This window comes from Clostridia bacterium (assembly GCA_036562685.1).
GTDB lineage: Bacteria > Bacillota > Clostridia > Christensenellales > DUVY01 > DUVY01.
Genome location: DATCJR010000076.1, coordinates 1 through 1640 on the forward strand (window position 1 = coordinate 1; position 1640 = coordinate 1640).

Below are 1640 nucleotides of genomic sequence, written 5' to 3' on the forward strand. Positions count from 1 at the left end.
TCTGTTTCTATATTGCTGATAACAGGATAGACTTTGGAAATTTCATTGATTATTTCAAAAGATTTGTTTTTTAGCGATCTAAAAAGTATTACAATATCGCCAAAATCAGGCGGAGTAATTATCTTCTTACCGTTGAGTTCTTTTTGTATTCTGCCGTCTTGTCTTATCCTTGCTATTTCGTTAATGATAATATCCGCTTCAGCTTTGGCATCTGAAATAACTGATGTAAACTTATGGTTTTTTACGCTGTATATTTCTGTGGGCTCTGCTTTTTCCGCTTTGGGCATTTGGGCTATTACAACATTGACAGCAGGATAATTGCATTCTATATCAAAGTTATTTGAATTAAATCTTGCGTCTTTATCATAATCCACAGCACCCAATTTTTTGGTCATTATTCTTGAAAAGATTTCATTGTTAAAATCCAAAATAGACTTTACCGAACGGAAGTTGTCGTTTAGGTCAATAGCTAGATTATTAGGATCGTTTAATGTTTTGTAATTATTGTATTTATTAATAAATATATCCGGATTGCACAATCTAAAACGATAAATGCTTTGCTTGATGTCTCCCACCATAAACAGCACAGACTGATCCAGCATGCTTATTATTTTTTCCTGCATGTGATTGATGTCTTGGTATTCGTCCACAAATACATAATGATATTTTTGCTTAATTTCTTCTTTTACTGCATCATTGGACAAAATATCATAAGCATAATGTTCCAAATCAGAGTAATCCAATTCAAAATCTTCTTGCTTTAATGCTTGATATTTTTCTTCAAAGCTGTTAACTATTTCAAGCAGTTTGGTTTTGAGTTCATTATTATATTCATCACAATCTTGCAGGTTCTCATAAAAAGCAGAATAAAACTTTTTTGCGTCCTGCGACATATTTTTGGTCTTTTCTATAAGATATTCGGTTGCGGTGTCAATATCTTTGGGCTTTCTCAAAGCTGGCATTCTGTCAGGAAAAATTCCAGTTTTTACGCCTTCAATTACACAATTTGCTACGCTTATACTCGGTTCATAGCCAAGGTTTTGCGCTTGCTGTTTGATCTTTTGGGCGCATGAACTAAAATAATCGTCGGCCAAATCTTTATATTCTTTAATGTATCTGTCAACAGCATCAGGGCAGGGCGGGCAGTTGAGCCAATTTGAGCTTTTGGGCAAAGTGCGATAAAAGGTGTGGATTTTGATAACATACTGCGCTAAGGTTTCATCTTTTCTGCGTCTAGTGAAGATGTCATATAAATTAAGAAAAACGCTGTCGCCTTTTTCTAGATACTCTTCGAACACTTTTTTTATAGCTGCAGCCTTTTTTAATTCGGCCGCAACATCTTCAATTATGGTAAAAGCAGGATCAACGCCTACAACATAATAATATTTTTTTATTAAATCAGTACAAAAAGAATGCAAGGTGCATATTTTTGCTGATTCAGCCAAATCAAGCTGTTCTAAGAGATAGCTTTTTTCATGAGAGTTATTAAGCGCGTCAGTAAGCCGTTTTATCAGCTTGTTTTTCATTTCAAGGGCGGCGGCATTGGTAAATGTAGTAACCAAAATATTATCAACGCTTACTTCTTTGTTTGTTATGAGAGCAACAATGCGTTCAATCATTATAGTGGTTTTTCCGCTGCC

At 34.6% G+C, this 1640-nt stretch carries 1 protein-coding gene; it reads right to left on the reverse strand.

Features of this window, described 5'->3' with window-relative positions:
* Nucleotides 1-1619, reverse strand: a 1619-nt coding sequence (locus tag VIL26_03290) for a UvrD-helicase domain-containing protein (GenBank protein HEY8389956.1), incomplete at its 3' end; no start/stop codon positions are given.
* Nucleotides 1620-1640: the final 21 nt, after the last annotated feature.